The following is a 23,131-nucleotide window of genomic DNA, read 5'->3' as shown; positions in this document are numbered from 1 at the left end:
TGCACCTCCCGATCCCCATCGGGCGGTGCACCCCGCCGATCGCGGGTCGGTGCGGCGCCGCCGTCTTCCGTCCGGAGCGGTCGTGCACACCCCCCGGCGGGCGACCGGTTCGGTACCCGCCCGGCGATTGCCCTCCTGCACCCTCTTGCCCCGACCGATCGTTCGGTTACTCTGAGGGGTGTCCCGTCCGCCCCTTTGGAGGAGCGCACCATGGCCGCTGCGACCCCTGCCCCCTCGGTCGCCGAACTGATCGAACGCCACCAGGACACGCTCGACCGCGCGATCGCGGCGATCCGTAGCCGCGACTACTGGTCGCCCTACCCCGAGTTCCCGAAGGCGTACGGCGAGAACGGGGCGGAGGCCGGCAAGGCGGCCTTCGACGCGCTACTCGGCGGCGTCTTCGCGCTCGACGGCCAGCCGACCGACGGCGAGCTGGTCGGCGGCGAGACCTCGCCGTACGGCATCGAACTGGGCGTCAGCTACCCGCACGCCACGCCCGACGCGCTGATCGGCGCGCTGCAGGCGGCCCGCCCGGCCTGGGCGGCGGCGAGCCCGGCCGCCCGTGCGGCGGTCTGCCTGGAGATCCTGGCCCGGATCAACGCCCGCTCGCACGAGTTCGGGCACGCGGTGATGCACACCACCGGCCAGGCGTACGGGATGGCCTTCCAGGCCGGCGGCCCGCACGCCCAGGACCGCGGGCTGGAGGCGGTGGCGTACGCCTTCGCCGAGCAGACCCGGCTGCCCGAGCGCGCTGACTGGACCAAGCCGCAGGGCAAGCGCGACCCGCTGACCATGGTCAAGGAGTTCACCGTGGTGCCGCGCGGGCTCGCGCTGCTGATCGGCTGCAACACCTTCCCGACCTGGAACGGCTACCCGGGGCTGTTCGCCTCGCTGGCCACCGGCAACCCGGTCCTGGTCAAGCCGCACCCGCGCGCCACCCTGCCGCTCGCGCTCACCGTCCGGGTGGCCCGCGAGGTGCTCACCGAGGCCGGGTTCGACCCCAACGTGGTCTGTCTGGCCGCCGAGCACGAGGGCTCCACCATCGCCCAGGTGCTGGCCGTCCGGCCCGAGGTGAAGGTCATCGACTACACCGGCTCGACCGCCTTCGGCGAGTGGCTGGAGGCCAACGCCCGGCAGGCCCAGGTCTACACCGAGAAGGCCGGCGTCAACACGGCGGTGGTCGAGTCCACCGACAACTACCGCGGCATGCTGGCCAACCTCGCCTTCGCGCTCTCGCTCTACAGCGGCCAGATGTGCACCACCCCGCAGAACATCCTGATCCCGCGCGCCGGCATCACCACCGACGAGGGCGGCAAGTCCTACGACGAGGTGGTCACCGACCTGGCCGACGCGATCACCGGCCTGCTGCGCGACGACGCCCGCGCCGCCGCGATCCTCGGCGCCGTGGTCAACCCGGGCGTGCTCCAGCGCACGGTGCAGGCGGCCGGCGGCGAGTTCGGCGAACTCGCGCTCACCCCGCGGGTGGTGACCTCGGACGAGTTCCCGGGCGCGACCATCAGGACGCCCGCACTGGTCAAGGTGGACGCCGACAAGCCGGACGACCGGGCCACCTTCCTCGGCGAGTGCTTCGGCCCGGTCTCCTTCGCGGTGGCCGTGGAGTCCGCCGAGGCGGCGGTCGAGATGCTCCGCCGCACCACCGTCGAGCAGGGTGCGATGACCGCCACCGGCTGGACGGTCGACGACCAGGTCGAGGCCGCCCTGGTCGAGGCCGCCCTGGACTCCGGCGTCTCGCTCTCCCTCAACCTCACCGGCGGCGTGTACCCGAACCAGACCGCCGCCTTCTCCGACCTGCACGGCACCGGCGCCAACCCGGCCGCCAACTCCGCCTACTGCGACGCCGCCTTCGTCGCCAACCGGTTCCGCGTCGTCGAGGTCCGCCGCCACAGCTGACCCCGCCGCGGTCGGTACGCCCTCAGGGGCGCGGGGACCGCCCGGGACGGAAGGCACCGGAGCTCGTCGGCCTCCCGTCCCGCGCGGTTCCCCGCGCCCCTGTACCGCTCTCCGCCGCTCCTCGACGACCCGGCGTCAGCGGGTCCGCCTCGGGCTGAACACCCACACCCGCATCAGCAGGAACCGCACCACCGTCGCCAGCGCGTTGGCGCCCACCAGCACCGCCAGCTCCCCGCCGTGCCTGGCGGTCGGCCACACCAGCCCCAGCAACCCGATCGCCGCGCTGCTCAGCACCAGGCCGATCACGAACGCGATCCCGCCCTCCGCCTGGGCCCGGAACGCACCCCGCCGCCCCGTCACCCCGAAGGTGAACCGCCGGTTGGCCGCCGTGTTGAACACCGCCGTGACCACCTGCGCCACCGCGTTGGCCAGCAGCGCGGGCGCCACCTGCCGCAGCAGCAGGTACAGCAGCACGTACGCGGCCGTACTGACCGTCCCGACCACCGCGAAGCTCGCCAACTGCCAGGACAGGCCCGGCGGCAGCTGCGCCTCGCGGACCCGGGTCGGCAGGTGGTCGAGCCGCCCGGCACCGGTCAGCGAGCGCCGGGTGACCCGGGCCATGCCCTTGAGGTCGTCGATCACCGTGCGGACGATGTCCACCCGGCTGTCCGGATCGTCCACCCAGTCCACCGGCACCTCGTGGATCCGCAGTCCGGACCGCTCGGCCAGCAGCAGCAACTCGGTGTCGAAGAACCAGGCGTTGTCCTCGACCTCCGCCAGCAGCTGCTTGACCACCTCGGTCCGCGCCGCCTTGAACCCGCACTGCGCGTCCGAGAACTTGGCCGCCATGGTGGCCCGCAGCAGCACGTTGTAGGTGCGCGAGATGAACTCCCGCTTGGGACCGCGCACCACCGCCGAACCCCGGTGCAGCCGGCTGCCGATCGCCAGGTCGCTGTGGCCCGAGAGCAGCGGCGCGACCAGCGGCAGGAAGGCCTCCAGCCCGGTGGAGAGGTCCACGTCCATGTAGGCGACCACGTCGGCCTCGCTGGCGCCCCAGACCTGCCGCAGCGCCCGGCCGCGCCCCTTGAGGTCCAGGTGCACCGCCTCGACCTGCGCAATCTCCTCCGCCAGCGCGGTCGCCAGCTGCCAGGTGCCGTCGGTGCTGGCGTTGTCCGCGATGGTGATCCGATACGGGTAGGGGAAGGTCTCACCGAGGTAGGCGTGCAGTCGGCGGACGCATCGCTCGACCGTGTGCTCCTCGTTGTAGACCGGGACGACCACCTCGACCAGACGGGTACGGGTCCGCATGCTCGCACCGCCGGCGGGCAGCGGATCGACGGTGGTGGTTCCGCGGCGCACGGGCTCTGTCATGTCTGCGAGATTCACAGCCCCGGATGGGGCCGCGATGATGGAAGGCTGAGAGCGAGCTGAGAACCGGCTCGCCGGCAACGCCGGTCCGACCACCAGGAGATGGCAGATGTCCGACAAGCAGCAGACCTCGGATGTCGTGATCGTCGGCGCGGGGCCCACCGGGCTCCTGCTCGCCGGGGATCTGGCGACCGCGGGACTGCGGGTGACCGTGCTGGAGAAGCGCGAGGCGGAGTCCAACCTCACCCGCGCCTTCGCCGTGCACGCCCGCACCCTGGAGCAGTTCGACGACCGCGGGCTGGCCGACGAACTGATCTCCACCGGCCGGGTGATCAGTTCGCTGCGTCTGTTCGGCAACCTCGCGGTGGACCTGCGCCGGCTGCCGACCCGCTTCCCGTTCGTCCTGATCACCCCGCAGTCCAACACCGAACGCCTGCTCAGGGAACGGGCGTTGAAGGCGGGAGCGACCGTCGTCCGGGGCGCCGAACTGCTCGCCCTGCACCAGGACGGCCGCGGCGTCGGCCTGGACGTCCGCGTCGGAGGCGAGAGCGCCACCCACACCGCGACGTACGCGGTCGGCGCGGACGGCGTCCGCAGCACCGTCCGCGACCTGCTCGGCATCCCGTTCCCGGGGGAGTCGGTGATCAGCTCGGTGCTGCTGGCCGACGTCCGGCTGAAGCGGGAGCCCGAAGAGGTGATCACGGTGGGCGCGAACGCCCAGGGCTTCGCCTTCATGGTCCCGTTCGGCGACGGCTGGTACCGGGTGATCGCCTGGGACCGCAGCCGCCAGTGCCCGGAGAGCGAACCGGTCTCGCTCGCGGAGATCGTGGACGTCACCCGCACCGTCCTCGGCGTGGACCACGGCCTGCACGACCCGCGCTGGATGTCCCGCTTCCACAGCGACGAGCGCCAGGTGCCCAACTACCGCTCCGGACGGTTCTTCCTGGCCGGTGACGCGGCGCACTGTCACACCCCGGCCGGCGGCCAGGGCATGAACACCGGCCTGCAGGACGCCGCCAACCTGAGCTGGAAGCTGGTCGCGGCCGTCCGGGGCTGGTCGCCCGACGCCCTGTTGGACACCTACCAGACCGAGCGCCATCCGGTCGGCCGCACGGTGCTGCGCAGCTCCGGAGCGCTGATCCGGCTCGCGCTGGCGCACTCCGCCCCGACCCGGGTCCTGCGCTCCGCCCTGGCCGCGGCCGCCGGGCACCTCGGCCCGCTGGCCGAGCGCGGCGCACGGCAGGTCTCCGGGATCGGGTTCAGCTACCCGGCGCCCACGGGCTCCCACCACCTGGTGGGCCGCCGGATCCCCGACCTGCGCCTCGCGGTGGAGCGGCCGGACGGCCCGTCCCGGCTCCACGAGGCGCTGCGCGCCGGCCGGGCCGTACTGATCAGCAACGACGAGCTGTCGGTGGCCGATCCGTGGGCGGACCGGGTGGTGACGGCCGCACCGGCCGATCCGCACGGCAAGCTGCGGGACACCGTCCTGCTGGTCCGCCCGGACGGCTACGCGGCCTGGGCCGGTGTCGACCCGAGCCGGGGCGAGCTGCGCGCGGTGCTCACCCGGTGGCTCGGCACCCCGGCCGACTGACCTCGGGTCCCGGGTCGCGGGCGCTCGGCCAACACGCCCGCAGTCAGCCGCCGTTGACCTTCACGTAGTGCCGGGCCGCCTTGGCCCGGTTCCCGCAGACGGCCATCGAACACCAGCGGCGGCGGCCGTTCTGCGAGACGTCGTGGAAGTGCAGCACGCAGGACGGATGGGCGCAGCGCTTGATGCGCTGCGCCCCTTGGTTCAGCAGGGCGAGATAGTCGTCGGCGGCCAGCCAGCCGGCCAGCCACTCGGGACCGTCCACCTCGACGGTCTCCTCGGGGCCGGCCTGGGTGAGCCGGCGGATCAGCCTGCCGTGCCCCAACACCTCGTTGAGCGGCGCGAGTTCGGCCTCGCGCTGCTCCTCGGCGGCCAGCACGGCCTCGGCCAGGGCGGAGCGGGCGGCCAGGGTCGCCCCGAGCCCGGCCGCGTCGGCGGTGCAGCGATCGGCGAGGCCGACGGAGGAGAGCCAGATCCGGTACCCGGCCAGGGTGTCGAGCAGGTCCTCGGCGACGGGGCTGCGCCAGCGGGTGTTGAGCAGATCGAGCGAGAGCGGTTCACCGGTCAGCGGGCGCGGGTCGCGGGGGTCTGCCATGGCCCGAGTCTAACTCCGGGCTTCTCCGCGGCTATTCACTGTATGGAGATTTCGTTGTTCTGTTGATGAGGGGATGTTCCACACTTGACTGTTTTTTAGCTACCAATTGCCAGTCCATGGGTCCAATGCTGAGAGTTTTCTGGGAAGTTCTGACCAGCGTTTTCGAACCGGAACGCCCCCCACCTTCCGGAGGAGCCCGTGCGACCCCGCTCGCTCGCCCTTGCCTCGGCACTCGCCGTACTGCCACTGACCGTGGCCTCCCTGGGCGCCACGGCCGCGTACGCCGCGCCGACGTCCAACGCCTCGGCGGCCCGTGTGGCCCTGCCCAACACCGTGACCCCGGCGGTGGCACATTCCCAGAAGTCGGGTGACGTTCCCGCCGCCCAGCAGATATCCGTGGCCGTCAGCCTCAAGCTGCGCAACACCGCGGAACTGGACCGTCTGCTGTCCGCCCTGAGCACCAAGGGCTCGCCGGAGTACGGGCACTACCTGACGCCGGCCCAGTTCACCGAGCGCTTCGGCCCGACCCAGGCCGACGTCGACCAGGTCCGCTCGTACCTGGCGGACCAGGGCCTGAAGGTCACCTCGGTCAGCGCCAACCGCCAGGTGGTCAACGCCACCGGCAGCAACGCGCAGATCGCCAAGGCCTTCGGCACCCACGAGAGCCGCTACGTCGACCAGCAGGAGAACAAGACGTTCTTCGCCAACGACGCCGCCGCCTCGGTGCCGGCCTCGCTGGCCCAGGTGGTCCAGGGCGTCACCGGTCTGAACAACAAGACCGTGCGCACCACCCGCCTCGCCAAGCCGAACGGGTCGACCCCGCACGCGACCCCCAACGGCTTCGGTCCGGCCCAGTACGACGGCGCGTACAACCTGAACAAGATCAGCGCCGACGGCACCGGCTCCACGGTCGCCCTCTGGGAGTTCGACGGCTACTCCTCCGGCAACCTGAAGACGTACGACAGCCAGTTCGGCCTCTCCGGCCCGGCCGTCAGCACCGTCTCGGTGGACGGCGCCAACTACGACAGCAAGCCCGGCGAGGGTCAGGGCGAGGTCGAGCTGGACTCCGAGATCGTGCGCGGTGTCGCCCCCAAGGCCCAGCAGCTGGTCTACGAGGCCCCCAACACCGACCAGGGCGAGCTGGACATGGCCGCCCAGATCGTGTCGGAGAACAAGGTCTCGGTCATCTCCATCTCGTGGGGCTCCTGCGAGCCGGACACCACGGCCGCCTCGATGACCGCGGTGGACAACTCCTTCAAGCAGGCCGCCGCCCAGGGCATCAGCATCTTCTCCGCCTCCGGTGACGACGGCTCGCGCGACTGCACCCGCTCCACCAGCGGCTCCTCGGTCAAGGCGGTCGACTTCCCCGCCTCCAGCCCGCACAACACCGGTGTCGGCGGCACCAACCTGAGCGTGACCGGCAGCAACGGCTACTCCTCGGAGAGCGCCTGGAGCACCGCCGGCGGCGGCGTCTCCACCCAGTTCGCCCAGCCGAGCTGGCAGACCGGCACCGGCATCAGCGGCAGCATGCGCACCGTGCCGGACGTCTCCTCCAACGCCGACCCGAACAGCGGCTTCGCCATCTACACCCAGGGCACCAGCTCCCCCGGCTGGCAGGTCTACGGCGGCACCTCCGCCGCGGCCCCGCTCTGGTCCGGCTACGCCGCGCTGTTCAACCAGAAGGCCAAGGCGGCCGGCCAGTCGGCGCTCGGCGAGGCCAACCCCAAGCTGTACTCGATCGCCAACGGCAGCGGCTACGGCTCGGCCTTCCACGACGTCACCTCCGGCAAGAACCAGGACTACTCCACCAAGTCCGGCTACGACCAGGTCACCGGCTGGGGCTCCCCGGCCGCCGACGGCCTGTCCACCGCCCTGCTCGGTGGCGGTAGCGGTGGCGGCACCACCCCGCCGCCGTCCGGTGGCTGCACCTCGGCGCAGCTGCTCGGCAACGCGGGCTTCGAGAGCGGTTCCTCGACCTGGACCTCGTCCAGCGGCGTGATCACCAACGACTCCGGTGAGGCCGCCCACTCCGGCTCGTACAAGGCGTGGCTGGACGGCTACGGCTCGGCCCACACCGACACCCTCTCGCAGACCGTGAGCATCCCGGCGGGCTGCAAGGCCAGCTTCAGCTTCTGGCTGCACATCGACACCGCCGAGACCGGCAGCACCGCCTACGACAAGCTCACCGTCCAGGCGAACTCCACCACGGTGGCGACCTACTCCAACGCCAACGCGGCCGCGGGCTACGTCCAGAAGACCATCGACCTGTCGGCCTTCGCCGGCAAGACGGTGACCCTCAAGTTCACCGGTGTCGAGGACTCCTCGCAGCAGACCAGCTTCGTCATCGACGACACCGCGCTCAGCATTTCCTGAACCTAATTCAGGAGAGGTTGCCGGTACGGGGTACGCCCCCGTACCGGCAACTGTGTTTCCGCAATGTTTCGGTATTCGAAAACTCCAGGATTCTTTTGCGTGACCACTGTCATACGCGTGAGTGGATGACGTAGTCTCTCGACCGTGCGTAGGGTTCCCACCGAACTCGCCGGGTGGGGAAGGTGTCCGCATGGCCTCACAGCAACCGCAGTACGCCGGACGGCTCAGGCTGGTCGGCGAGCACCGGGCCGCCCCGGACAGCGGGTTCGCGCCCGCGCCCGTCCAACCCGCGGGCAGGGCACGACCGGTGGCGTCCGCCAACTTCGCCGAGGCACTGCACACCGCCATCGAGGGCAGCGGCCTCAGCCTGGACCGGATCCGCACCGCACTCGGCCAACAGGGCGTCAGAATCAGTGTCACGACGCTCAGTTACTGGCGTCGCGGACGCAGCCAGCCCGAGCGCGCCACCTCACTGCGCGCCGTGCACCTCCTGGAGGAGCTGCTCGGCCTGCCGCACGCCGCCCTCTCCACCCTGCTCGGCCCGCCCCGCCCGCGTGGGCGCTGGGTCACCCCGGCCGCCACCGACAGCCTCCGGGTCGAGGACGTCTGGCCCGGCCAGCAGGAGATCTCCGGCGTCTTCGCCGAGCTGGACGCCCCGCCGGTCGGCGAGCTGGAGCGGCTCAGCATCCACGACGCCTACTACGTCGACGAACACCGGCGCGGCTCGATGCTCCGGCTGCGCCAGGTGGTCCGGGCCACGGTCAGCGGGGTGTCCCGCTGCCTGGTGGTGCACATGGCGGACGAGGGGGCCACCGGCTGCCCGGAGATCACCTCGGTCCGGCACGCCAGACTCGGCCGGGTCCGCCGCCGGCCCCAGAGCGGCCTGCTGGTGGCCGAGTTGATGCTGGACCGGCCGCTCGGCGTCGGCGACAGCACGGTCATCGAGTACGAGGTCGAGATCCCGCCCGGCAGTCCGACCACCACCTACGCGCGGCGCTTCGCGGTCCCGGTGCGCGAGTACGTCCTCCAGGTGCACTTCGACCCGGCGGCGATACCGGCGCACTGCGAACGCTTCGACCGCGACCCCGGCGAGGACTCCGACCGGGAGCGCAGACAGCTGTGGATCGGCGCCTCGGCCAGCGTCCACGTCCTCGCACCGGACCAGGCACCGGGCCAGCTCGGCATCCGCTGGGAGTGGGAGTAGGCGACTAACCTCTTCAGCCTTCCGTACTGGTTGACGCCCCATCAGACTAACCCTTACTGTCACTTGTAACGGTTAGCCCATTCGGGCCGACCACCCGGCAGAGGAGTTGACCCGGCATGTCCAGCGCCACCGCCCCGACCTCGCTCCGGACCGGCCACGTCGGCCTCAACGTCACCGACCTGGACCGCTCCACCGCCTTCTACCGCACCCTGCTCGGCCTCGACCTGGCCGCCGAGGGCACGGAGACCGGGCGCCGCTACGCCTTCCTGGCCCGCGACGGCAGGCTGGTCCTGACCCTCTGGCAGCAGAGCACCGGCGCCTTCGCCACCGCCGCGCCCGGCCTGCACCACCTCTCCTTCCAGGTCGACTCCCTCGACGAGGTCCGCGCCGCCGAGGCCGTCCTGCGCGACCTGGGCGCCGAGTTCACGCACGAGGGCGTGGTCCCGCACGGCGAGGGCACCGCCTCCGGCGGCATCTTCTTCACCGACCCGGACGGCATCCGCCTGGAGATCTACACCCCCGCCGGCCTCACCGGCACCGCCGCCCCCGACGCCACCGCGCCCACCTGCGGCTTCTTCTAGCGCACGGTCCGCCGACCCTGCCGGGCACGCACCGCCGGGCCCGCGCGCCGCCTCGCGCGCCGCCCGCGCCCGGTGTCCGCGAGAACAGGAGCACCCTCGTGCAGGCCACCCCGTACCACCCCGGCGAACGCGCCGTACAGCTCCGCGCGGGCGCCCTCGACCGGGCCGACCACTCCGGCCGCGCCATCGGCGCCACCATCCCCCCGGTGGCCGCCCGCTTCCTGACCGAGCGCCACACCCTGGTAATCGCCGCCGCCGACCCGCGGGGGCGCCTGTGGGCCACCCAGCTGAGCGGCCCGCAGGGCTTCCTGCGCGCAGCCGACAACCACACCCTCGCCGTGGCCGCCCGCCCCGCCCCCGACGACCCGCTCGCCGCGGTCCTCGACGCTCCCGCCGAGGTCGGCACCATCGCCCTGGACCCGGCCGGCCGGCGGCGGATGCGGCTCAACGGCCGGGCCACCCCCGACGGCCGCGGCGGGCTGACGATCGCGGCCGCCCAGGTGTACGCCAACTGTCCCAAGTACATCCAGCGGCGCAGCCCCCGTGACGCGCCGGGCCCGCCCGGCACCGCCGCCCAGGCACGGCCGGCCGCCCGGGGCACCGGGCTGACCGCCCTCCAGCAGCTCACCGCCGCGACCGCCGACACCTTCTTCGTCGCCACCAGGGGCCCCGACGGCCGGGTGGACGCCTCCCACCGGGGCGGCAACCCCGGCTTCCTCGCCGTCCTCGGCCCGGACCGCCTGCGCTGGCCGGACTACCCGGGCAACAGCATGTTCATGACCCTGGGCAATCTGGAGCTCGACCCCTCGGCCGGCCTGCTCCTCCCGGACTGGGAGACCGGCGCCGCCCTCCTGCTGACCGGCCGGGCCCGGACCGACTGGACCGGCACCACCCGCACCGTCGACTTCACCGTCACCGAGACGGTCGAGCTCTTCCCCGCCGCTCCGCTGACCTGGACCGCCCCGGAGTACTCCGCCGCCAACCCCCCGGTCACGCTCCCGGTCCCGGTCCCGGCCGACCGCCCATCGGACTGACCGCCCGGCCCGGGGAGCCGGCCCGGCGCGGGCGGCCCGCAGCCGGTCGGCGAGGTCCCCGACCGGGCCACCTCCTCCGTGCGGCGGCGCCGCCGGCCCCTCACCCAGCGCTCCACCTTCCGTCTGATTCGTAACCTTCATACCGATATTTCACCCTCCGGCGGGGAACGTATGGCGCTTTCCGCACCCTGCTGGAGAGGCTGGAACGACCGTGCTGATGGAGTTCACCGAGATAGCACCCGCCGCCGACTGCGCCTGCCCGGGCTGCGCCGCCCGCCGCCGGACCGACGGGCCCCCGGGCCACCCGGGCCACCCGGAACGAGGTCGCCACCGCCGCCGGACCGCCCGGGCGGCCCGCCGGGCCGCCGCCCTGCTCGCCGCGGCCGGCACGGTGATCGGCGGCGCGTCGAGCGCCCTGGCCGAGTCGGCCCCGTGGCCCGGCGGCGGCACCAGCGCCTCCGACAGCCCCGACGCACCCGAAGCCGCGGCCGCGCCCGACACCCCGCAGGGTGAGGCGGCCGGACTCTTCGGTGCCGCGCTCCTCGGGCCGCACCCGCGCTCCACACCCGCCACCAGCCGCTCCGCGATCCTCGACCGCGCCCAGAGCTGGGTGGACCAGCAGGTGCCGTACAGCATGAGCGGCTTCTGGTCGGACGGCTACCGCCAGGACTGCTCCGGGTTCGTCTCGATGGCCTGGGGCCTGGGCAGCAGCCAGACCACCTGGACCCTGCCCGACTTCGCCGACCGAATAGCCAAGAACGACCTCCAACCCGGCGACGCCCTGATCTTCAACGACCCGGACCACCCGCAGGGCGGCTCCCACATCGCCCTCTTCGCCGGCTGGGCGGACTCCTCCCGCACCACGTACCTCGCCTTCGAGCAGACCAGACCGAACACCCGCAAGCGGTCCACCCCGTACGCGTACTGGAGCCACGCCGACGGCTACCTGCCCTACCGCTACCGGGGGTTGTCGGGCAGCTCCGACTCCTTCCCCGGCGCCGACAAGTTCGGGCCCGGCGCCCGCAACGAGTACGTCGGACGGCTCGGCCAGCTGCTGGTCGGACGCGGCGGCGGACGCTTCTACGCCGAAGGACCGGACGACAGCTGGGACGACGCCGACCACCGGGCCACCGAAGCCTTCCAACTCGCCCAGGGCTGGACCGGCACCGAGGCCGACGGCTACCCGGGCAAGGACACCTGGGACTACCTCACCCACCACAGGGGCAGCGACATCCCACCCGCCTGAACTCCTGCGGCCTGCGGGCGGGCCGGTCCCGGCGGGCCGGGATCCGTCCCCAGGGCGGGCGTTCAGGACCGGCGTTCAGGACGGGCGCGGTGCGGTCCTCGCGGTGCCGTACCCGCCCGCCACCGGAATCCGGTTCACCTCGGCGCCCTGGGTCCGCGGCCCCCGGTCGAGGGCCCTGCCCTGATGCCCGGCGCCACGGCACCCGCCGCCCGCCTCGATGCGCGACTTCCCTGCGGCGAGCCGCAGTTGGGAGCCCAGCGCCACGCCGAGCTGGAACCGGTTGTCGACCCCGAGCCGGTCCATCAGCGACCGCAGGATGTTGGTCACGGTCCGCGGGCTGACGCCCAGCCGGTTGGCCGCGCTGGAGTCGGTGTGGCCGGCCATGAGCAGCGAGATGAGCTTGCGCTGCCGCTCGTCCAGGGCCACCGGACCGGGGGGCGTGGCCGAGCGGTCCGGCTCACCGGCCGACGCCTGCCGCGTCCCGCTCACCGTGCTGACGCCGTGCCGCAGCGACGGCCGTAGGTTGGTCGAAGCGTCCATCGCGCTCTCCCTCTGGTCGTTGTGGTGCATGGGCGCCCCCTGGGGCGAACGGGCGCCGCGGCTGCGGTACGAGGCGGTCGGACGCTCGCGCTCAGCCGCCCCACGAGGTGTCGCGGCACCGGCCGATGGGCGGGCAGAAGTGCTTGCCGTGCTGGCTGCCGGCCGCCGGCGAGGAGGTCTGCGGCGAGCCGGGAGCGGCTGCGACGGCGTTGGCGGCCGGAGCGGCCCCGACGAGCAGTACGGCGGTCACCGCCATGACGTCGACGAGCCGCTTGAGCGAGGTGGGCCGCTTCATGAGATCTCCCGGGTCGGTGCGCGAACCCCCGGCTCCACGGGGGTTCTTCGGTCACGGGAGAAGCGTTGCCCGCCGCCCGTCCCGGCTGCCATGGGCAGGACGTCTCACCAAAGTGCCAATCACCAAAGTGACAGGTGGGCAGAAGTGGACGAAGCGGATGTCAAGGGCGCTTTCTCCCCCGCCGCACGCCTGCGGGAGGCGGATCCGGTCGTCTACCGTCGGCCCCGGTGGTCGGCGGTCGGCCCCGGACGGGCGAGCCCGACCCGGTACCGTGAACACGTGACTACCGACCGTGTTGCACGGTGTGCCATGGTTCCCGTACCGCCCAAACCCGTTCGACAGTTCCGGGTGTGTCGGCCATCTTGGGTGCGGCCGGAAACGGGAACGACACGGGGAGAAGCTCAGCATGCCGGAGAAACAGGGTGCGGCCGCCGAGGCGGCGGAACTCCACCACCGGGAGCTGGCCCTCTTCCTGGACGTGCACCACGACCGCTCGCCGGGCGTCTTCTGGCCCGACCACGAGCACCCCGCCTACCGACCCGCAGCCGGGGCAGCCGAGTTGGAACTGCTGGCGGACCGTCTCGGAGTCCTCACCGGCTACGCCGTCCGCACCGTGCGCGGCGTCGGCAGGGACGGTCAGGTGCGCTACGAGGCCGTCGACTCCCACGTGATGGTCCATCAGATCGCCGGCGCCGGTGAGTGGTACGTCGCCGGATCCGTGAACGCCGCCCCGGTCACCCTCCGCTGCCGGCTGCGGGCCGGTGAGATCCTCTACATCCCGCCGCGGTGCACCTGGCGCGCCGATCTCTCCCCGACCTCACAGCACCTCCTCTCCTACCTGGGCCCCACCGCCTCACCCGGCACGACGGCCGAAACCCCCGGGGGCTCTCCGGATCCGGGCGGCCCCGACCGCCCGGCCCGCCGCCGGTAGCCCCTCCTTCGCAGATCCGCCCGGGCCGGGAGCGGCGACCTGCCGGTCGGGTCGGTCACAAGCGGAGCCCACGGTCCCGGGACGGACCGCTCCGGGCCGGCGGCCGGCCCGGCCCTAGGTCGCGGCCCGCCCGACCTCACCGTGCGCGCGCACCCACGCGTGCATGGCGACCGCCGCGGCCGCCCCGGCGTTGATCGACCGCGTCGAGCCGAACTGCGCGATCGAGCAGACCGCCGTCGAGTGCGCCCACGCCTCCTCGGTGAGCCCGGGACCCTCCTGCCCGAACAGCAGTACGCACCGCTCGGGCAGTTCGTAGGTCTCCAGCGGCACCGCGCCCGGCAGGTTGTCGATCCCGATGATCGGCAGGCCCCGCTCGGCGGCGAAGGCGGCCAGCGTCGCGACGCTGTCGTGGTGCCGCACGTGCTGGTACCGGTCGGTGACCATGGCACCGCGCCGGTTCCACCGCCGCCGCCCGACGATGTGCACCTCGCCCGCCAGGAAGGCGTTGGCGGTGCGCACCACCGAGCCGATGTTGAAGTCGTGCTGCCAGTTCTCCACCGCGACGTGGAAGCCGTGCCGCCGGGTGTCCAGGTCCGCGACGATCGCCTCCCTGGTCCAGTAGCGGTACCGGTCCACGACGTTGCGCCGGTCGCCGCCAGCGAGCAGCTCGGGGTCGTACTGCGGGCCGAGGGGCCAGGGTTCGGGGTGTGGCCCGAGGCCGACCTCGCGGTCCTCGGGGACGAAGGCGTCGTCGTACTGCTCGCCCTCGTGGGGCACACCGGTGCTGCTGTTGCCGCTGCTCACGCCCCCGAGGGTACGGGGCGCCGGGTCCTGACCGCCCGGTCGAGGTCCGCGACGGCGGCCATCACCAGCCGGGCGCCCGCTCTGGCCACCTCGGTGCGGTCCTCCCCGGGCAGCCCGGCCAGCCTGCCGTCCCAGCGCTCGTGGGCCGACCGCAGCCCGCCGAAGTCCACCTGCTCCCCGACCAGCAGGGCCGCCGCCGCGATGGAGGTCGCGTAGCGCAGCTCCTCGGCGAACTCGGCCGCGCCGGGCACCGGCGCAGCGTCGGGGCCGGGCAGGTGCGCCTCCATCAGCACGGTCGAGCGGCCGAGCAGCCCGACCGCGGCCCGCGCCCGGTCGAGCTGTCTGCGCGAGAGGTCCGGCAGCTTGGCGGCGTGCGAGACCGGCTCGGCGTCCGCCCGTTCCATCGCCAGCAGCAGCTCGGAACGCGCCTCCCGGAAGTCCAGCAGCGCGGCACGGACCCGGCCGCTGCCCTGGGCCGGGTCCCCGTACACGGTCAGGACGGCCGCCGAGTAGCGCCCGGCGGCGGCCAGCCACTCGGCCAGGCGCTCGGCGAGCCTGGCGGTCTGCCAGGTGGGGAAGAGCGCGTACGCGAGCAGCGCGATCGCCCCGCCGAGCAGGGTCAGGGCGACCCGTACCAGCGCGGTGTGCACGGGATCGCCGGGTTGCAGCCCGAGCAGGAAGACGACGTAGGAGGAGACGCAGGCGGTCATCACCGCGTACCCGGTGCGCAGGGTGAGGTAGGCGCCGCCGATACACCCGACGGCGAGCCCGGCGGACAGCCACGGCCCGGGGTGCAGCAGTTGCACGACCGTGGTGGAGACGGCCACCCCGGCCACCGTGCCGGCCAGCCGGGCGACACCCCGGCTGTAGGTCTGGGCGAAGTCCGGCCGCATCACCATCGCGGCGGTGAGCGGCGCCCAGTAGCCGTGCTCCAGGCCGAGCAGCCGCGCCGCCAGGTAGGCGACGGTGACCACCCCGGAGAGCCGGACGGCGTGCTGGAAGACCGCCGAGCGCGGCTGGAGCTGGCGGCGGACGGCCTGCAGGGCGACCGGAAGCAGCCGGACCATCGAGGGCCGGTGCAGGCCGGTGCCGATCGCGGGGCTGCTGATGGTGTCCTGGTCGTGCCTGTCGAGGGTGTCGGCGGCGGTGCGCAGCAGCGAGGCGAGCCGGCGGGCCGAGCGGCGGGCGGCGCCGATGAGCCGGGGTCCCTCCGGGTCGGACCCGGCCAGCGTCAGGGCGGGGGTGGTCCGGGGCGAGCGCAGGGGTTCGCCGGTGCGGATCGCGCGGGCCACGGCGTCCATGGACTCGGCGGCGGCGGCCAGCACCTCGCGGGCCCGGTCGCGTTCCGGGCCTTCGGCGGGTGCGCCGACCTTGGGGTCGGCGAGGGCGGCCAGGGCGGGGCGGATCCGTTCGGCGATGCCGCGCAGGCCGCGCAGTTCGGGCGGGCGGCGCCTGGCCTGCCAGGGGGTCAGCGTGGCGGCCTCCCGGGCGAGGACGAAGGGGGCCGGGTCGACCCGGGCGACCGGGTCCTGGCGCAGCCGTCGGGCGTAGTCGGCGAGCGAGGCGTAGGTGTCGGCGAGGGCGTCGCGCTGGGCCCGCCAGCTCTCGATCGGCCACAGGGCGACGGCCAGCGCCTGGGCCGCGCCGCCCAGGGCGCAGATCAGTCCGTGTCCCAGCGCGGCGGGCACGCTGACGGGCAGTTGGACCACGACCAGCATCACCGAGACGGTGGTGGAGGCGACCACGCCCCCGCTCGGCCCGACCGACCAGGCCATCCCGGCGGCGAAGGACCAGAGCGCGAGCAGCACCGGGAAGGCGCCGGGTACGCCGGCGGCCAGGTACCCGAGGAAGGTGCTGACACCCAGTCCGACGCCCGCGGCGACGGCGAGCGAGACCCGTGGGCGGAAGCTGCGCTGGAAGGTGGCGGTGCCCGCGATGAAGGCGCCCATCGCCCCTGAGGTGGCGAGTCGGGGCCCGCCGAGCGCGAGCGTCGGGAAGACCACCAGAGCGGCGCCCAGGGCTCCACGCACCGCCCGCCGCGGGTTGCTGAGCGTACGGTCCACGGTCAGCCCGGTGCGTACGGTGTCGCGCAACGCCGCAAACCAGGACATAACCGAAGTCTAGGGCAGGGCCCTACGCCGCCACCGGCGCCGGAGGACGCGGCCGGCCCGCCCCACCCGCAGCAGCGCGGAGGTCGGCAGGAAGACCGCGTCCGCCGCGATCATCGTCAGCGAGAAGAACGGCAGTCCGAGGGTGACCGCGATCCCCGCGTGCTCGACCATCATCAGCGCCAGCAGCACGTTCTTCACCCGCCGGTTGGCCAGCGTGAAGGGGAAGGCGACCTGCACGATCACCGTCCCGTACGAGAGCAGGAAGACCGCCGGCAGGCCGGCGTCGAGCACCCCGGACAGCCAGGGCCAGGGCGTGAAGTAGTCCAGGTGCAGCGGGTAGTGCAGCGCGGTGCCGTCCTGCCAGCGCGAGCCCTGCACCTTGTACCAGCCGGCGGTGGAGTAGATCAGCACCACCTGACCGGCGATCACCAGCATCGCGCAGTTGTGCAGCATGTTCGCCAGCGCGTCCAGCACGTCGCGCCACTCACTGTGCGGGTACCGGCGGTTGACGGCCCACCAGACGGCGGCGACCGCCCACGGCACCCACAGCAGGCCCGGCGGCCCCGTCAGCAGCGCGAGCCCCAGCAGTGCCCAGAGCCAGACCCCGCCGCCGGATCCCCGCCGGCGGGAGTCCAGCGACCAGACCTGGGCGCAGCGGGTGAACACCAGGTACACGGCCATCAGGTGGATCACGTTGTCGCCGCCGTCGCCGACGAGGACGTTGCGGTTCTGCAGCGACAGCACGGTGACCAGGAAGAGCACCCCGCTCGCCCTGGTCCGCCAGCCCAGCGTGAACAGTACCGCGGCGACGATCGCCAGGTGGTAGACCAGCTCGAACCAGAGCCGGCCGTGGTGCCAGGAGAGCACCGTGAAGGCGTGGTTCTCGGCCAGCAGCCGGGCCGCCAGCCCGTCCGACCAGGGCGAGCGGTCGCCGTACAGCACCCGCCGGTTGGGCCACTCCCGCAGCAGGAACCCGGTCCAGGCCAGGCCGAAGCCGATCCGCACCACCGCCGCCTGGTACGGACCGGCGGCCCGGCCGGTGAAGAGCTCGAAGGCCCGCGCGAAACGGCCCGGCGGGGGAGCGGCGGGCGGTGTCCCGGGCTGCCGGGGGATACCGGACAGCAACGGCGCTCCGCTCCGCGGGCCGGCCGTCCTACGGGTGTCCGCCGGACGGAGCTCCGACCCGTCGTCCCGCGCCCGGCCGTCCTGCGCCCGATCCTCCTGTGCCCGGCCGTCCTGCGCCCAGCCGCCCTGCGCCCGATCCTCCTGCGCCCGGCCGTCCTGCGCCCGGTGGGCCTCGGTCACAGCAGACCCCGGTAGTCGTCCTCGTCGACCGGCCACCAGGCCAGCTCCCGGTAGCTGGTCCCGGTGGGGGCCTGCTCCCGGCTCCAGGCCGGCGGCGCGATGGTCGCCGTCCCCTCCCGGAACTGGATCTGCAGAATCCGCTCGCCCCCGGCGGTCCGCCCGAACCGCTGCAGCGCGACCCGCTTGAGGTACTCCTCCGCCTCCTTGCCGCGCTCGCCGACCGCGACGCCGTCCTGGGCGGGGTGGGTGGAGTCGTAGAAGTCCCAGGCCCGGCGCAGCAGGTTCTGGTCCACATGGCTGGGGGCCGGGTTGTGCCGGATCACCGCGATGTCCTGCGCGGTCAGGCCGACCCAGTCGCGGGTGTGCACCCGGCCGCCGTCGGAGATGGTCTGCACCCGGGCGTCCACGCTGATGTTCTGCTGCAGCGGGTTCGGCGCGAACAGCTTCCAGTTCTGCTCGAACTCCGGGTACACGATGTCGTTCAGCTGCGCCTGGTACCGCTGGGAGAGCACGTTGGACGGCGCGGACTGCAGAAAGAGCGCCGCCAGGAAGACCCCGCTGCCGCCGAGCAGCAGCGCCGCCGCCGCACAGAGCACGGCCAGCGCCGGAAGCGACCAGGTGCGCACCACGCTGCGCTCTCCTCCAACTGCCTCGGGGCGACGGGTGACCGATCAGGGGCACGGGGGCAGGGGAAGCGACCCCGCACCTCCACGGAGCGTTCTCGGCCTCCACCGCCCGGGGCGCCGGTCCCGTGCTCCCCGGGGGTGCCCGGTCGGGGGGACGGCTCCGCCCGGGCAGGGCCCGACCGTCCCGCGGCCCCCGCGGCCCCGAGGACGTACCCGGGTGCCCGCTGTGGCAGGACGGGCCGACGGGCTGCCGGGGCCGACTCCGGACTCCCGCCCGCCGGTCGACGCCGGGAGCCCGGGGACGGACCCTAGAGCACGAACGGATCCCGGTCGCCGCCGCCCACCATCGGACGGCCCGCCGCCGCCCAGGCGAACATCCCGCCGTCCACGTTGACCGCGTCCCGGCCCTGGGCCACCAGGTACTGCACGACCTGCGCCGACCGCCCGCCGACCCGGCAGAGCACGTACAGCCTGCGGTCCGGCTCGGGCAACTCGCCGATCCGGGCGATCACCTCACCGATCGGGATGTGCAGCGCGCCGTCCACGTGGCCGGCGTCCCACTCGTCCTGCTCGCGGACATCGAGCAGCAGCGCGTCGGCGGGTACCGAGGCGGCGTCCGTGGTGGGGAGCTGGGTGAACATCGTCGGGTTCTCCTGGGGTTCGCGGTGGTCTCCACCATTGTCCGGCACGGGGGCGAGCAACCGGTCCAGCTCGGCCTGCCGCTCGGCGGCCTTGGCCAGCAGCTGCTCGGCGAGTTCCGTGAGCAGCCCGTCCGGGTCCTGCGGGGCCAGCAGCAGCAGCTCGCCCATCGCGCTGCGCTCCAGCCTGACCTGCTCGGCGGCGAGCTGGCCGATCTTGGCCTTCAGCCAGTCGAGGCGCTGGCGCAGCCAGTCCAGCCGGTCCGGGGCGTCGGGCGCGGGTGCGGCCTCCGGCGCGGTGGACCACTCCTCGGCCAGCTCCTCCAGCGCTCCGGCGTCGCCGTGCGCGTACGCCTCGTTGACCCGGGCGATGAAGGCCGACCGGCGCTGCTGCTCGGCCGGATCGGTGCTCAGGTCGGGGTGCGCACGGCGGGCCAGGTCGCGGTAGATCCGCTGCGCCTCCTTGCCGGGGCGGACCCGGCGCGGCGGCTCCGGCTCGGCCAGCTCGGGCGGCAGGTCGGCGAGCAGCGCGTCCAGGTCGGGCAGTTCGTCGACCCGGCTGCGCGCGTCGGCGGCCCGGCGGATGTCCTCGGGGTGCCCGGTGCGGGCCGCCACGGTCTCCGCGACCAGGGCGTCCAGCTCGTCCAGCCGGGCGTACAGCGGGCCGAGCAGCTGATGGTGGATCAGCGCGAAGTTGTCGATCTCGACCCGCAGGGTCTCGACGTCGACCTCCAGGGTCAGCCAGGCCAGCTCGGTGGCGGCCACCAGCTCCTCCAGCCGCTGCCGCTCGGGATCGGTCCACTGGACGGGGCTCTCTGCGGTCACCTGCTCGCCTTCATCCGCTCCGGAGGTACGGCCTGCCACCCTACCCGGGCGCCGACACCCGAAACCGCTGGTCCGATCGGATGAACCGGAAGTACGGGCCCGGCGCACGCCACGAGACACGCAACTGATACTGACGAATCTCCCCGATTCGCTATCAGCGGCGGGCCTCCCCGTGCTTCGCTGGAAGGCGCACAACCGGCAGCACCGGCACGCACACCGCGGGTGCGCAGCGCGACGCCGGCCACGACAGCACAGGCACACAGGAGCTCACAACGGCCGCCCTCCGCACGACGGCCAGGCGGGAGCAGACCGAATCCATGGTGGACGAGCCCAACTCCACACCGAGCCCGGCCGACACCCCCGGCGACCAGCACCCCGGGGTGGTCGCCTTACTGCGCCTCGCCTCCGTGCTGATCGATCCGGACGGCCGGATCGCCCAGTGGAACCGGGCGGCGGAGGAGCTCTTCGGGCACCGGGCGGAAGTGGCCTGCGGCCGGACGGCCTCCGGCCTGCTCCCCGCCGTCGAGCCGCGCGCCGAGACCGCCGCCCCCCGCCCGCCCGGGACGGCCCGGCGCTGCGACGCCTTCGACACCCTGGACGACCTCACCCAGCTCGACCGCACCGCCTGGGCCGGGTCGATGACGGTGACCGACCGCGAGGACCGGCTCCGCGACATCCTCTGGTGGGCCTACCCGCTGACCGAACCGGCCGGCCGCAGCCTGCTCGCGCTGGCCGCCGACGCCCGTCCGCTGCGGGCCGCCGGCCCCAGGATCGCCCTCGGCACCCGGCTGCTGCCGTACGCGGCCGCCCAGGGCACCACGGGCGGCTTCCACCGGGTCTCCGCCACCCTGGCCCCCGCCCCGGTCTCCCCCGCCGGGACGGGCGGGGCCGGCGCGCTGGCCGCCCTGCTCCCGGGCGGCTCGCCCGAGCGGCGGCACCGGCTGCTCACCCAGCTCGCCGCCGCCGGACTGCCCGCGCTCTGGGTGGACGCGACCACCCGGCTGCCGGTCCTCCCGTACGAACCGGTCGGCTCCGGGGTGGCGCACATCGCCGCCGGGCTCGGCCGCCGCTACCCGACCGCACAGCAGCGGGCGGTGCAGCCCAGGGCCACCCGGCGCCCGCCGGAGGCCGGCCGCCCCGGCACCGGGCCGGTGGCGATCGGCCTGCAGCTGCTGCCGGCCGACGGCGCCGAGGGCTCCCGCACGCCCGGCGGTGCCGTCCCCGGCCCGCGCGAGGCCGCCGCCGCGCTCAGATCCGGTGCGAACGGCAACCAGAGCAGCGCTGCACCCACCGATACGGACGGTCCCCGGCTCGACCGGCCGAACGGCACGTCCCCCGGCCCGTCCGGCCCGATCCCGAAAGGCCCCGCCATCGAGTCCGCCGCCAACGGCCGCACCCCCCTGCGCGATGCCGATCTCCCCGTCCAGCCGGCCTCCCCCTCCTCCGTGGAGGTGCTGACCAGCAGCCAGGCCGGCGAGCAGCTGGCCCTGCTGAGCGACGTCGGCAGCAGCGTCGGCACCACGCTCGACCTGGACACCACCGCCCGCGAGCTCTGCCAGGTCCTGGTTCCGCGAGTCGCCGACTTCGCCTGCGTGGACCTGCTGGATGGGCTGATCTCCGACTCCGAACTGCCCGAGAACCGGCCGGACGACCGGACCATGCTGCGCCGGGTGGCCCGCGCCTTCAACGCCTCCTCGGGCCGCTGGGAGCACGTGCTGGACGAGGGCTCGCTGCTGGCCATGCCCCGCTCCACACCGCCGGGGCTGGCCCTGCAGGAGAACCAGCCGGTCCTGGTCCCGGTGATCAATCCGGATGTCGCGGTGGACTACGCCGCCTCGCTCGGCGGCCCCGACCTGGTCCCGGTGGTGGTCGGCCGCTCCATGCTGGTGCTGCCGCTGTCCGCCCGGGGCACCGTGCTGGGCATCCTCAAGCTGCTGCGGCTGCCCGACCGGGCCGCCTTCGACAAGAGCGACGCCGCGACGCTGCGCGAGCTGGCCGCCCGGGCCGCCCTCTCGCTGGACAACGCCCGGCTGCACCGGGCCGAGGCCAAGGTCGCCACCACGCTCCAGCGCTCGATGATCCCGACCCGGCCGCCGAAGATCCCCGGGGTGCAGATCGCCCACCGCTACATGCCGGGCGACCGTCGGGCCGAGGTCGGCGGCGACTGGTTCGACGCGATCCAGCTGCCGGGCAGCCGGGTCGCCCTGGTGGTCGGCGACGTGATGGGCCACGGCCTGCACTCGGCCGCCGCGATGGGCCGCTTCCGCACCGCCATGCAGACCCTGGCCGCGCTCGACCTGCCGCCGGGGCAGCTGCTGCGGCACCTGGACAACCTGGCCCAGAAGCTCGGTGACGACCACCTGGCGACCTGCCTGTACGCGGTCTACGACCCGATCAACCGCACCTGCGAGCTGGCCAGTGCCGGCCACGTCCCGCCGGTGCTGGTGCACCCGGACGGCCGGGGCGAGCTGCTGGAGATCCCCGCGGGCGCGCCGATCGGCGTGGGCGGGGTGCCGTTCGTGGCGAAGAAGATCGACGTGAGCGACGGCTCGATGCTCGTGCTCTGCACCGACGGGCTGGTCGAGGTGCGGGGCGGGGACATAGGAGCAGGTCTCGCCGCCCTCTGCGGAAATCTGATCGACCCGAAGCAGACCCCGGAGGAGGCCTGCGACGTCGTCCTGGACCGGTTGCACTCGGAGGACAGGCAGGACGACATCGCCCTGCTGGTGGCCCGTTTCGACGGGGTGGCCCCGACCGAGGTGGCCACCTGGGAGCTGTCGGTGGGCGACGCGGAGGTCCACCGGGCCCGCACCCTGGTCCGCGAGCAGCTGGCCGCCTGGCGGTTGACGGCCCTCGCCGACACGGTCGAACTGCTGGTCAGCGAACTGGTCACCAACGCGGTCCGGGTGGCCAGGGACCACGTCCAGCTCCAGCTGATCCGGGTCGACAAACTGCTGGTCGAGGTCAGCGACGACAACCACAACCTGCCCTCGCTGGAGCCGGCCGAATCGATGGACGAGTGCGGCCGGGGGCTGCACCTGGTGAGCAAGCTGTCCGAGCGCTGGGGCACCGCCCGCAAGGCCGTCGGCAAGGTCGTCTGGTTCGAACTCGCCCTGCCCCGCCGCTGAACGCCGGGCACCGGTGGGCCGGGTGCCG

At 73.6% G+C, this 23,131-nt stretch carries 18 protein-coding genes; 9 read left to right on the top strand and 9 right to left on the bottom strand.

The genetic code is table 11. From position 1 onward, the window contains the following. Positions 1-210 precede the first annotated feature (210 nt). On the top strand, positions 211-1,911 hold the full coding sequence (gene paaN / locus ACFC1R_RS02350) for a phenylacetic acid degradation protein PaaN (RefSeq protein ID WP_375931295.1): 1,701 nt from the start codon (positions 211-213) through the stop codon (positions 1,909-1,911). A 135-nt stretch (positions 1,912-2,046) separates the two neighbouring features. Here the strand turns inward: paaN and ACFC1R_RS02345 are convergent, their stop codons facing one another. Then, the gene (locus ACFC1R_RS02345) at positions 2,047-3,282 is read right to left on the bottom strand and encodes a glycosyltransferase (RefSeq protein ID WP_375931292.1); all 1,236 of its coding nucleotides are present in this window, start codon (positions 3,280-3,282) and stop codon (positions 2,047-2,049) included. A 106-nt stretch (positions 3,283-3,388) separates the two neighbouring features. Here ACFC1R_RS02345 and ACFC1R_RS02340 point away from each other — a divergent pair, with 106 nt between their 5' ends. Then, entirely contained in the window at positions 3,389-4,870 is a 1,482-nt protein-coding gene (locus tag ACFC1R_RS02340; protein ID WP_375931289.1) for an FAD-dependent oxidoreductase, read from the top strand. Between the two features lie 43 nt (positions 4,871-4,913). On the opposite strand, the gene ACFC1R_RS02335 is transcribed toward ACFC1R_RS02340, so the two are convergent. Beyond that, positions 4,914-5,462 (bottom strand): CGNR zinc finger domain-containing protein, encoded by a 549-nt coding sequence (locus ACFC1R_RS02335; RefSeq protein ID WP_375931286.1) that lies wholly within the window; start codon positions 5,460-5,462, stop codon positions 4,914-4,916. A 198-nt stretch (positions 5,463-5,660) separates the two neighbouring features. Between ACFC1R_RS02335 and ACFC1R_RS02330 the strand changes: the two genes are divergently transcribed. The 5 genes from ACFC1R_RS02330 (at position 5,661) to ACFC1R_RS02310 (ending at position 11,900) form a co-directional block, all read left to right on the top strand. Then, positions 5,661-7,835 carry a protease pro-enzyme activation domain-containing protein gene (locus tag ACFC1R_RS02330; RefSeq protein WP_375931283.1) on the top strand — a complete coding sequence of 725 codons (2,175 nt, stop codon included), beginning with the start codon at positions 5,661-5,663 and terminating at the stop codon, positions 7,833-7,835. Positions 7,836-8,025: 190 nt separating this feature from the next. After that, positions 8,026-9,039, top strand: coding sequence for a hypothetical protein (locus ACFC1R_RS02325; RefSeq protein WP_375931280.1), 1,014 nt, complete (start codon positions 8,026-8,028; stop codon positions 9,037-9,039). Between the two features lie 116 nt (positions 9,040-9,155). Continuing rightward, entirely contained in the window at positions 9,156-9,620 is a 465-nt protein-coding gene (locus ACFC1R_RS02320) for a VOC family protein (protein ID WP_375931277.1), read from the top strand. A 98-nt stretch (positions 9,621-9,718) separates the two neighbouring features. Then, a complete protein-coding gene (locus tag ACFC1R_RS02315) occupies positions 9,719-10,654 on the top strand; it encodes a pyridoxamine 5'-phosphate oxidase family protein (RefSeq protein WP_375931274.1) in 936 nt (311 codons plus the stop codon). Positions 10,655-10,871: 217 nt separating this feature from the next. Next, entirely contained in the window at positions 10,872-11,900 is a 1,029-nt protein-coding gene (locus tag ACFC1R_RS02310; RefSeq protein WP_375931271.1) for a peptidoglycan-binding protein, read from the top strand. A 75-nt stretch (positions 11,901-11,975) separates the two neighbouring features. Here the strand turns inward: ACFC1R_RS02310 and ACFC1R_RS02305 are convergent, their stop codons facing one another. Together ACFC1R_RS02305 and ACFC1R_RS02300 are read right to left on the bottom strand one after the other, a co-directional pair. Continuing rightward, complete coding sequence (locus ACFC1R_RS02305) at positions 11,976-12,440, bottom strand: helix-turn-helix transcriptional regulator (protein ID WP_375931268.1); 465 nt, start codon at positions 12,438-12,440, stop codon at positions 11,976-11,978. A 91-nt stretch (positions 12,441-12,531) separates the two neighbouring features. After that, positions 12,532-12,735: a hypothetical protein gene (locus tag ACFC1R_RS02300; RefSeq protein WP_375931265.1), complete on the bottom strand. Its 204-nt coding sequence runs from the start codon at positions 12,733-12,735 to the stop codon at positions 12,532-12,534. Between the two features lie 406 nt (positions 12,736-13,141). On the opposite strand from ACFC1R_RS02300, the gene ACFC1R_RS02295 reads away from it, so the two are divergent. Next, entirely contained in the window at positions 13,142-13,666 is a 525-nt protein-coding gene (locus tag ACFC1R_RS02295; RefSeq protein ID WP_375931262.1) for a hypothetical protein, read from the top strand. A 114-nt stretch (positions 13,667-13,780) separates the two neighbouring features. Here ACFC1R_RS02295 and ACFC1R_RS02290 read toward each other — a convergent pair whose 3' ends face one another. From ACFC1R_RS02290 to ACFC1R_RS02270, 5 genes are all read right to left on the bottom strand, one after another. Further along, complete coding sequence (locus ACFC1R_RS02290; protein WP_375931259.1) at positions 13,781-14,470, bottom strand: TrmH family RNA methyltransferase; 690 nt, start codon at positions 14,468-14,470, stop codon at positions 13,781-13,783. Next, positions 14,467-16,581 (bottom strand): FUSC family protein, encoded by a 2,115-nt coding sequence (locus tag ACFC1R_RS02285; protein ID WP_375931256.1) that lies wholly within the window; start codon positions 16,579-16,581, stop codon positions 14,467-14,469. Before ACFC1R_RS02285 ends, ACFC1R_RS02290 begins: the two co-directional genes overlap by 4 nt. A 9-nt stretch (positions 16,582-16,590) precedes the next feature. After that, positions 16,591-17,694, bottom strand: coding sequence for an HTTM domain-containing protein (locus ACFC1R_RS02280; protein WP_375931648.1), 1,104 nt, complete (start codon positions 17,692-17,694; stop codon positions 16,591-16,593). A gap of 188 nt (positions 17,695-17,882) precedes the next feature. After that, positions 17,883-18,515, bottom strand: a complete 633-nt coding sequence (locus tag ACFC1R_RS02275; protein WP_375931253.1) for a DUF5819 family protein — start codon at positions 18,513-18,515, stop codon at positions 17,883-17,885. A gap of 305 nt (positions 18,516-18,820) precedes the next feature. After that, a complete protein-coding gene (locus tag ACFC1R_RS02270) occupies positions 18,821-19,975 on the bottom strand; it encodes a rhodanese-like domain-containing protein (protein WP_375931250.1) in 1,155 nt (384 codons plus the stop codon). Positions 19,976-20,292: 317 nt separating this feature from the next. On the opposite strand from ACFC1R_RS02270, the gene ACFC1R_RS02265 reads away from it, so the two are divergent. Then, entirely contained in the window at positions 20,293-23,103 is a 2,811-nt protein-coding gene (locus ACFC1R_RS02265) for a SpoIIE family protein phosphatase (RefSeq protein WP_375931247.1), read from the top strand. The last annotated feature ends 28 nt before the right edge of the window (positions 23,104-23,131 follow it).

The sequence above is a fragment of the Kitasatospora sp. NPDC056138 genome, from assembly GCF_042264695.1.
Lineage (GTDB): Bacteria > Actinomycetota > Actinomycetes > Streptomycetales > Streptomycetaceae > Kitasatospora.
The sequence above is the reverse complement of the archived record's forward strand: the minus strand, read 5'-3'. Positions and strand labels throughout refer to the sequence as shown.

What these genes read in the sequence shown, in the direction of transcription:
- ACFC1R_RS02310 (WP_375931271.1), top strand. Translation starts at nt 10,872, where the DNA reads ATGGAGTTCACCGAGATAGCACCCGCCGCCGACTGCGCCTGCCCGGGC.
- ACFC1R_RS02325 (WP_375931280.1), top strand. Translation starts at nt 8,026, where the DNA reads ATGGCCTCACAGCAACCGCAGTACGCCGGACGGCTCAGGCTGGTCGGC.
- ACFC1R_RS02265 (WP_375931247.1), top strand. Translation starts at nt 20,293, where the DNA reads ATGGTGGACGAGCCCAACTCCACACCGAGCCCGGCCGACACCCCCGGC.
- ACFC1R_RS02300 (WP_375931265.1), bottom strand. Translation starts at nt 12,735, where the DNA reads ATGAAGCGGCCCACCTCGCTCAAGCGGCTCGTCGACGTCATGGCGGTG.
- paaN (WP_375931295.1), top strand. Translation starts at nt 211, where the DNA reads ATGGCCGCTGCGACCCCTGCCCCCTCGGTCGCCGAACTGATCGAACGC.
- ACFC1R_RS02335 (WP_375931286.1), bottom strand. Translation starts at nt 5,462, where the DNA reads ATGGCAGACCCCCGCGACCCGCGCCCGCTGACCGGTGAACCGCTCTCG.
- ACFC1R_RS02305 (WP_375931268.1), bottom strand. Translation starts at nt 12,440, where the DNA reads ATGGACGCTTCGACCAACCTACGGCCGTCGCTGCGGCACGGCGTCAGC.
- ACFC1R_RS02320 (WP_375931277.1), top strand. Translation starts at nt 9,156, where the DNA reads ATGTCCAGCGCCACCGCCCCGACCTCGCTCCGGACCGGCCACGTCGGC.
- ACFC1R_RS02345 (WP_375931292.1), bottom strand. Translation starts at nt 3,282, where the DNA reads ATGACAGAGCCCGTGCGCCGCGGAACCACCACCGTCGATCCGCTGCCC.
- ACFC1R_RS02285 (WP_375931256.1), bottom strand. Translation starts at nt 16,581, where the DNA reads ATGTCCTGGTTTGCGGCGTTGCGCGACACCGTACGCACCGGGCTGACC.
- ACFC1R_RS02295 (WP_375931262.1), top strand. Translation starts at nt 13,142, where the DNA reads ATGCCGGAGAAACAGGGTGCGGCCGCCGAGGCGGCGGAACTCCACCAC.
- ACFC1R_RS02340 (WP_375931289.1), top strand. Translation starts at nt 3,389, where the DNA reads ATGTCCGACAAGCAGCAGACCTCGGATGTCGTGATCGTCGGCGCGGGG.